This is a genomic window from Nostoc sp., assembly GCF_036917375.1.
GTDB lineage: Bacteria > Cyanobacteriota > Cyanobacteriia > Cyanobacteriales > Nostocaceae > Nostoc.
Genome location: NZ_JBALDN010000035.1, coordinates 25770 through 33880, shown reverse-complemented (window position 1 = coordinate 33880; position 8111 = coordinate 25770). Strand labels below are relative to the sequence as shown.

The 8111-nt window shown below is 40.9% G+C and carries 7 protein-coding genes and 1 pseudogene; 5 read left to right on the top strand and 3 right to left on the bottom strand.

The window, feature by feature from the left end; translation table 11 throughout:
• The first annotated feature begins 169 nt into the window (after positions 1–169).
• From V7K45_RS08850 to V7K45_RS08840, 3 genes are all read left to right on the top strand, one after another.
• Positions 170–343 (top strand): hypothetical protein, encoded by a 174-nt coding sequence (locus V7K45_RS08850; protein ID WP_335002437.1) that lies wholly within the window; start codon positions 170–172, stop codon positions 341–343.
• Between the two features lie 318 nt (positions 344–661).
• Positions 662–2116: a sensor histidine kinase gene (locus V7K45_RS08845; protein WP_335002435.1), complete on the top strand. Its 1455-nt coding sequence runs from the start codon at positions 662–664 to the stop codon at positions 2114–2116.
• Between the two features lie 329 nt (positions 2117–2445).
• Positions 2446–3168, top strand: a complete 723-nt coding sequence (locus V7K45_RS08840) for a hypothetical protein (RefSeq protein ID WP_335002433.1) — start codon at positions 2446–2448, stop codon at positions 3166–3168.
• A gap of 409 nt (positions 3169–3577) precedes the next feature.
• Here the strand turns inward: V7K45_RS08840 and V7K45_RS08835 are convergent, their stop codons facing one another.
• Together V7K45_RS08835 and V7K45_RS08830 are read right to left on the bottom strand one after the other, a co-directional pair.
• A complete protein-coding gene (locus V7K45_RS08835) occupies positions 3578–4657 on the bottom strand; it encodes a tetratricopeptide repeat protein (protein ID WP_335002431.1) in 1080 nt (359 codons plus the stop codon).
• Positions 4658–4746: 89 nt separating this feature from the next.
• Positions 4747–5385: a sigma-70 family RNA polymerase sigma factor gene (locus V7K45_RS08830; protein ID WP_335002429.1), complete on the bottom strand. Its 639-nt coding sequence runs from the start codon at positions 5383–5385 to the stop codon at positions 4747–4749.
• A 324-nt stretch (positions 5386–5709) separates the two neighbouring features.
• Between V7K45_RS08830 and V7K45_RS08825 the strand changes: the two genes are divergently transcribed.
• On the top strand, positions 5710–6306 hold the full coding sequence (locus V7K45_RS08825) for a glyoxalase-like domain protein (protein ID WP_335002427.1): 597 nt from the start codon (positions 5710–5712) through the stop codon (positions 6304–6306).
• A 131-nt stretch (positions 6307–6437) separates the two neighbouring features.
• Here V7K45_RS08825 and V7K45_RS08820 read toward each other — a convergent pair.
• Positions 6438–7327 (bottom strand): annotated as a pseudogene (locus V7K45_RS08820) (IS982 family transposase).
• A 205-nt stretch (positions 7328–7532) separates the two neighbouring features.
• Here V7K45_RS08820 and V7K45_RS08815 point away from each other — a divergent pair.
• The gene (locus V7K45_RS08815; RefSeq protein WP_335002425.1) at positions 7533–8027 is read left to right on the top strand and encodes a pentapeptide repeat-containing protein; all 495 of its coding nucleotides are present in this window, start codon (positions 7533–7535) and stop codon (positions 8025–8027) included.
• The last annotated feature ends 84 nt before the right edge of the window (positions 8028–8111 follow it).

Here is an 8111-nt window from a genome sequence, read left to right as displayed (position 1 = left end):
GACGCAATAACAAACGGGATAAACGTAGATCCCTCAGCCTAATCCGTTACGCCGATGATTTTGTGATTCTTCACGAAAACCTAACCGTCGTCCAAGGATAGTACTTGTCGAAAAAAATGAGGATCAAAACCAGGGAATACTCACCCGTCGAATTATCACCTTTCGGAAAGTGGGAGAACACTACAGGCGGGATGATGAAGTCCACTATCAGCAGTTATATGAAGCGACAGATATTGCAGAAAAACTTCGTCAAGTTGGTTTCCAAGTCGAGATTGTACGTAATTATGGTCAGTACAATCTGCCCAAATATCATGCAGCATTCATTGCCCATAAATCAGTATGAGACTACAACAAAATATATGCGATCGCTTAGAGGTTGGTAAATAAGATGCGTTTGCCCTGGAACGAAACCCAACACTTCCTTGACTTTGTTGGGTTTCACTTCGTTCTACCCAACCTACAATTTTCTTAACTGAACGGTATTGAGTTATATCTATAATTATTTTTACAGACAAAATAATATTTTTTAATTTTAAAATTTGATGCGATCGCAAAAAAATTAACCAGTATTATCTTGAAAAAATATTGATAAAAAAATCAATTTAAAATTATTATTAACACGTAATTTAATAATATTTAGTCAAAAAAAGTAAGTGAAAAGATGTTTCAAGCTACTCGCCGCCGTCTTGCAATTTGGTACACTGCCGTTACTGCTGTATTACTGCTACTGTTTGCCAGTGGCGTTTATTTATACGTTCGTACTACACTGATTGAGCGGATTGATGACACCCTTAACCATGTAGTGGAAATAGTGGAGCGTTGTCTCACAACCAGTGGTTGTGCATCTACACTAATATTTGAGCCAATTAATACTGATGCAGATAAATTTCGCATTAACGTAGAAGCCAGTTTTGGTAATAATACCGACGCTGTAGAAGATGACCACATTGACCTAGAATGGTTTAGTCCAACTGGTAAATTACTTTGGTCAACGCTATCTGAACCCCTAAATATTCCCATTCGTGTCAATCGCACTGGTGAAACTGTACGCGTAGTCAAAGCAGAGAGTGAAAATTCAAAATTCAAAATTCCTAACTCCCCACTCTTATTACGACAAGTCACCCAACGCGTAGAAGTGAAACGACAAGTATTAGGATATCTGCGCGTTAGTCATCCCTGGTTTGAAGTTACTAAACCTAGTCGCCAGTTAATTTTTGATTTGGCATTAGGTATCGGGTTAATGGTGCTTTCCGTAGGCGCAAGTGGTTGGTTTCTTTCGGGTAAAGCGATGGAACCGGTGGGTGAATCTTATCAACGTCTTAAACAATTCACTGCTGATGCTTCCCACGAACTGAGAAGTCCGATCACGTTGATTCAAACTAACGTGCAAGTTGCCCTTGCTGACTTGGATTTAGCAGAAACAGAAACGACTACTTCTTTGCAATATCGACAACAGTTAAAGGTGGTGGAACGGTTAACGCAGCGTTTAGGTAAGTTAGTCAATGACCTACTCTTTCTAGCAAGACAGGATAGCGGTATTAGCAAAGATACTTTTTCACCTTGTCCGTTGGACGCTTTGCTAATAGAGGTGGTTGAAGAACAACAATTGTTAGTCCCTGAGAAAAAAATCGCCCTTTCTCTAGACTTAGTTGACCCTCCTATCTCTGAAACTAGCCCCGAATTACTGGAAAATTGGTTCACTCTTGTAGGTAATTGGGATCAATTGGTACGGCTGTTCACAAATTTAATTGCTAACGCTTTGCATTACACTCCAGCAGGTGGACGAGTGAAAGTGGAATTGGCGCGGATAGAAGGAATAAATCGTGTTTCTGCACTACGTAACACCAGTGCCCAGTTGCAAGTTAAGGTGAGTGATACCGGAGTTGGAATTCCAGCCGAAGCGCTACCACGCTTGTTCGATCGCTTTTATCGAGTAGATCCAGCACGTACTCATAGAACAGGGAATACAGCTACAGCTAGCGCTACAGGTTCGGGATTGGGATTAGCGATCGCTCAAGCTATTGTCGAACATCATCACGGTCATATTCAAGTTGAAAGTGCCCAAGGCATTGGCACTACCTTTACTATCACTTTGCCAATAACTCTTGAGTATTAATTTATTAATAAATTTTTATTTCTTGTGATAGATGTAAAATTTTATTCGATTCAATTTTATTTTAATTATTAGCGAGAAAATAAATCTTCTCGTAGTACACTGAATTTGACTGTAATAAAATGTATTTAATGACAATGATTAACATTTCAAATCTTGAGAATGAAATCTTTCAAAATTTTTGAGACTATTTCCGTATCTTTAGCTAGATGCGATAAATCAAGTGATTGGTTAAATATTTAGATGTACTCAACGACCGATTAAAACCTAATTTAATTTCCGGCTAGAGAAATTTTTGTAATAAAAAAATTGAAGTTTTCTAGGAGTCAAGAATGAATATGAAGTCTCGTAATTTTCGCCAGTCTAGCAAGTTATTGGGCGCTCTTTGTGGGGGATTGCTCATTAGTCTGCCAGCAATTCCTCAAGTATTAGCACAACAATCTACTGTTAAGGTTAACCCAAGTCCCAGCATTTTTAGCGAACCACCCTACAACCGCTCTCAGGCTCCCGGATCGCCAGAATCAGGTGTTACACCACCACGCCCAGTTCCTCCAACTGAGGGGCAAGTATCTCCCGTACCACCACGCCCAGTTCCTCCGGCTGAGGGGCAAGTCTCTCCCATACCACCACAACCAGGTGCTACAACACCACGCCCAATTCCTGGCGATCGAACTCAACAGCCTTCAGCACCTGCGGTTTCCAATGACCAACAACCATTGGTAGAACCACGGCAAGCCCCCAATGCGACGATCGCACTCACTAATGGGATGGTGAATATCAAGTTAGTGAATAATACTGCGGCTAAGATAACTTTCCAAGTGATTGGCGATACAGCACCGCGATCGCTAGAAGGTAAGTCAGATGTAACGCTGCAAGCTTTAAAAGCACCAGTAACAGTAACATTTGAACGACAAGATGGCGGACAGTTAATAGTGACTCCGCAAGGTTCTTCAGAACCAGGAAGCTTGGAAGTCACATTTAAGGAAGCTACCAATGCAGCACAAGGCAGAAGTGCTATGAGAATTGAACGAAACGGTTCAGTGTTCTTGAATTAGTAGGGCTAAGGCGTGGATCATTGATGTCAACTTAACGTGAAACCGCTCGTCCGCCAGGAATTGAAATTCCCGTCTCATAGCTAAAGTCATCTGAAGATGACTTAAATATTGCCAAAAATCTCCAGTCTACTTCAGTAGACTTAAGCTATTAGCCCGAAAATTTATTGACGGGCGGGCATGGAAGCCAACAGATAAGCTATTTCCAGCTTAAGTTGACACCTATGGGCGTGGATTAATACCATTTTGGATTTTAGATTTTAGATTTTGGATTGTGAAACATCCATTGGATAAGTATTTCAGTTTTCCATCTGTCGCAATCATTTTTCAAATTGGTATAACTTATACAAAACTGTAGGGGCAATTCATGAATTGCCCCTACTTGCTGCAAAATATTTTCGGTGTCTTACTGCTACTTTCGCTGAAGCATTTGAGTTAATTGATCCCGTAATTGCACTTCTTGCTTGCTGTCTTGCAATGTCCGCGCCAGTATAATTGCCCTTTCGTAAAAATTACGGGCAGTTAAGTAGTTACCTTGTTGCTTATATAACTGGGCATAAGATTCAAAAGATTTTAATTCTTCGCGTAAATTTTGCGATTCTTTCGCGAGTGCTAAACGCTCCTCTAGTAAGTCAAAGGCGCGTTCGTAACGTCCTACAGCAGTGTGAGCCGTAACTAAACCGTCAATTGCTCGTAATTGATTAGTGCGATCGCGGTTGGTTTTAGCTGTCCGCATTGCTTCACCATAAGTAGCAATGGTATCTTGATAATTTCCAGATGCTAAATAAGCATCTCCTAAATTATTCAAGGTATTTGCTTCACCGATGGCATCGCCAGTCTGACGGCGGAAAATTAAAGCATTTTCATATAGTTTAATCGCCTTGTTATAATCTCCCAACCTGGCACTTACCAAACCCAAATTACTCAAAGACAATCCTTCACCTTCAATATTTTTCACCCCATGAGCAATTGCGAGTGCATCTTCAATTGTTTCACCAGCAGCAGCAGATTCGCCTTTTTGCAGCAGAAATGTACCGATATTATTCAGCACAAAAATCTGAGATTGAAAGTCTTTAATATCACGAGCGATCGCTAATCCTCTTCTGAAAGCATCTTCTGCCTCTTTTGAACTACCAAGCTGTACATAAGCCTTAGCAAGCAAATTGTATGTCAAACCTTGTGCTTTCAGGTCGCCAATGGAATGATATAGTTCTAATGCCCGCAAACAAGATGCAATTGTTTTGTCGGCATGTCCTGAAGCGTATTCTTGTTGACCAATACGCAACAAACCGTCTGCTTCATCTCTTGATTGTCGCCCAACGGAATTATTTAAAGGGCGATGGAGTTGTTCGGAAATATCAACCGCACCTGCTACAGGACTCAGCAAAAAAGCAAACAGTAAAAAGCTGTGTAAAAGTACCTGGGGAGAATAAATCGCACCTACACAAATTAAGCCTACCTTTTGGCAGGGAAATACAAGCCGTTGTTTCATAAAAATTACCCGTAAAGTTGCGGGTTTAAGTAGAAGGTCTAAGAAAAAGTTTTAAGTTTTAAAATTGAAGACAAGTAATATACGCATTTTTACTTAAGTTCTGATTGAGCAAAATCTTCTCCAAAGTATATAGCGCGGATATCTGTGGGCAATTTGTCCTCTAGCATACGATAGCCTTCCTGGAGAAAATTGGCTACCTCATGAGGAGCGATCGCTTCTCCTTCAGCTTGTAGATAAGCAGCGATTCTAGTTTCACTCCAGTGGAAAGTTTGCGCCATTAATACAATTAATCGTAAAACTGGCGGTAGTTGATCTAACGCCTGTTGTACATAGCACCATAGCGGCGGTGAAGTCGCTTGCAGAGAATAATGAATTGCTTCTGTGGGTGGTAGTTTAATCTCATTTATACAGAAAGCTGTCATATTAATTAACCAATTCTGCATAGTCAAGGCTTCCTCACCTGATTCAGAGTCAGTTAACTTTAGTCCACCGAGTTCGTAATAGATATGTCGCCAGGTAAGGGCAAACAGATAATCTGCCTGTACAGGCGATCGCGCCGAATGCCGAATCAAGGTGTAGACTATGGGGCTATAACGGCAAAAAATCACCGTAAAGTACTTTCCAGCATCTGGATAGCGCTGAAACAGAGTCAGTAGTTCATGGTCACTGTGATGGAACAGCGACTTCACCAGTGGGTGATTAGCTTCGGGAAAATGAGGAATTTGCACAAGTCTTGGAGTTGATAATTGTTAAAATAGTTTTGGGAATTGCACTCCCCTAGTAGTCTGCCAAACCAAAATTGTTAGGTGAGGGCTGGGAAAAGGGGAAAGATTAAAGGTTAAAGGAGTAAACATCTTTTCCCTTTCCCCCTTGCCTTTACCCCGCCAAGTTTCCTTGGCGAACTACTAGTTAATCGCATAATATCTTGGTGTTGCTCAGTTTGTAGATGAGACTCAGACTAGTTGAGTATTGATAAACTAGAAACAAGGACTTAATTTTAGTCTTAATCGACAATCATAAAATCAACTCTCTTAAAGAATCCTTATTTGTTCATGGTTATAAAAGTTAGTGCGATCTCGTTCCTGCTCAGTCCCCTTACTTTAGGCTCCTTTCTACCTTCCCTGCCCTTAGATAGCCTATTCTCCACCCAAGGCATTATGGTAATGCTGCTAGCAGCTTACGCTGGTGCCATGTGGATGTTTCTCACCAGCGCCCCAAAAGTACACACTGTAATGGTGTCAGATTTGGAGATTGCCCGACAGTTGTATGAAGGACTGCTAGATTTGCCAGCAGCTGAGGTGCCATTGCACTACTACTACAACTACGAACAAACTATAGGCGCAACTGGCATCGATCCGTTATATATGTCTACCGGGCCGAGCTTGTCTAGCAAAATGATGAATAATGCCAATGATGGGCTGTGGTATCAATTGAAGAAAAACACCCAACTACACGTCATTACTGGTGCAAGTTTAGGTAGTAAAAATCAGCAACGCCACGTTTGTTTTGACCATGACTGCCTGGAAATGATTTTAATGCGAGTCGAAATGCGCGGTTTGAAATTGAAGATTCGTAACCACAAACCCCTGAACTTTTTAGTCAAGGACTATGAAGGGCGCGTTATTGAGGTGGCTGAAGTAGCGAATTAGTAGTTAGTGATTATTAAATTATTTTAGGTTGGGTGGGGCGTAGCTTGCTTGTAGGCATCGCTCCACCCAATATTTTTGGAATTTAGATTGACTCCCGGCTTTGCTCCTAATTAAACGTGAGTTCGACGGAACTAAAAAATGGCAGGAGGTAGTGCAGGCAAATCTTTTGGGTAAATGTCAATTGAAGGTTTTTTAGGCAAATAGGTATAAGCAGCTAAACCAGCCATCAAGTTAACCAAAAAGTTAAATGGACTACGATGGCGAGAGTGTTCTATTTGACATATATTTTTCAGATGATCATTGACAGACTCAATCACAGCACGTTTGCGTAACAGAATCTTATCAATCAGTTTTACCAAACGATTTTTCATTTTCTTCTTAGATTTGTGACTAACTGTAATCCTCGCTCATATAACTCCTCAAATAGTTTTTGAGAGATGTATCCTCTGTCACCAAACAGTTTACCAATTAAGTCCTTAGTCATATCTGGGACTGGTTTTCGGTCATCTACATTTGCGGGAGTTAGTGAAAATGCTAGTAATTCTCCAGAATCATTAATAATTAAATGCAGTTTAAATCCAAAATGCCAGCCCACAGAATTTTTTCCCCATTTCACTAATCCTTTAAATACCTTATGAGAATGCGCCCGACAATTGTGACAAACATTAATTGGTGTGGAATCGATAAAGCTAATCCCTATAACTTCTCCTCTACGCGTGTGCAAAAAGCAACACAATAACATTAAGCACCAGGGCATCAGTTCCACAAACCGAGTGTAGCTGACCAAATTTGGAAATGCTTCATGCCAACTCGGAAGTACATGCAGCGTGTAGAATTCCTTGAAAGTCTTATATCCACTACCATGAAATGCGATGACTATTGTGATCACTTCTGATAAATGCATTCGGGAAGTACTGCGCCGTTCTCCCGTTGTCGATGGTAATTGCGGTACTTGCTGCCAGAGATTTTCCCATTGCTGACAGAAATCATCTACGTCGCAGAAAATTTGTGTAATGTCCAGGCGAGATACAATTGTAGACATAGCCGAGACCCTCATTTTTGTTAGATATTCTTAGTCTCGGCATTTTTTTGTGACTTTTTTGCTGATTCTCAATCAATCGTAGCGATCGCACTTCGTCTATCCAGTTAAGTAAATTCTTATCTAGTGAGCTTTTTGAGCTTTTCTATCCGTCGAACTCACGTTTAATTAATGCGGGAATTTAGATATGGATGCCGAGGAATTGCTCAGGCGTTATGCTGCTGGAGATAGAGATTTTACTGGAGTTGATTTGACTAACGTTAACTTAAGTAGAACCGACTTGCGTGGTATTAATCTGAGTAGAGCTTACTTGGATGGTGCAAACCTAATGGATGCCAACCTCTGTGGGGCTTGTTTGGCAGGTACTCACTTCGAGGCTACTGAAATGATTAATACTGATCTCAGACAGGCTAATCTCAGTGGTAGTCATCTGAGTGCGGATCTGAGTGGGGCTAATCTCAGTGGTGCTGACCTAAATAGGGCTGACCTATATAGCGCTTCTCTGGAGAACACTCTGTTGATTGACACTGATCTCTCTTATACTAAGCTGGAGGCTGCTATTTTTGAGGGGGCTAACCTCAGCTACGCTAACTTGACAGGTAGTACTGATGCTGATGTCAAGAATGCTATCCTTTTCCACACCATCATGCCCGATGGAAGCATTGTGAACAATAGACCATAAGTATAAATAAGAAATTAGTGCGATCGCTGCCGTCGCTAGTTAAAGAACGAAACCCAAATATTGATGAATAATATCTAATTAACG

Excerpts from the sequence above, each read along its gene's own strand:
- V7K45_RS08845 (WP_335002435.1), top strand. The coding sequence starts at position 662 with ATGTTTCAAGCTACTCGCCGCCGTCTTGCAATTTGGTACACTGCCGTT.
- V7K45_RS08840 (WP_335002433.1), top strand. The coding sequence starts at position 2,446 with ATGAATATGAAGTCTCGTAATTTTCGCCAGTCTAGCAAGTTATTGGGC.
- V7K45_RS08835 (WP_335002431.1), bottom strand. The coding sequence starts at position 4,657 with ATGAAACAACGGCTTGTATTTCCCTGCCAAAAGGTAGGCTTAATTTGT.
- V7K45_RS08825 (WP_335002427.1), top strand. The coding sequence starts at position 5,710 with ATGGTTATAAAAGTTAGTGCGATCTCGTTCCTGCTCAGTCCCCTTACT.
- V7K45_RS08815 (WP_335002425.1), top strand. The coding sequence starts at position 7,533 with ATGGATGCCGAGGAATTGCTCAGGCGTTATGCTGCTGGAGATAGAGAT.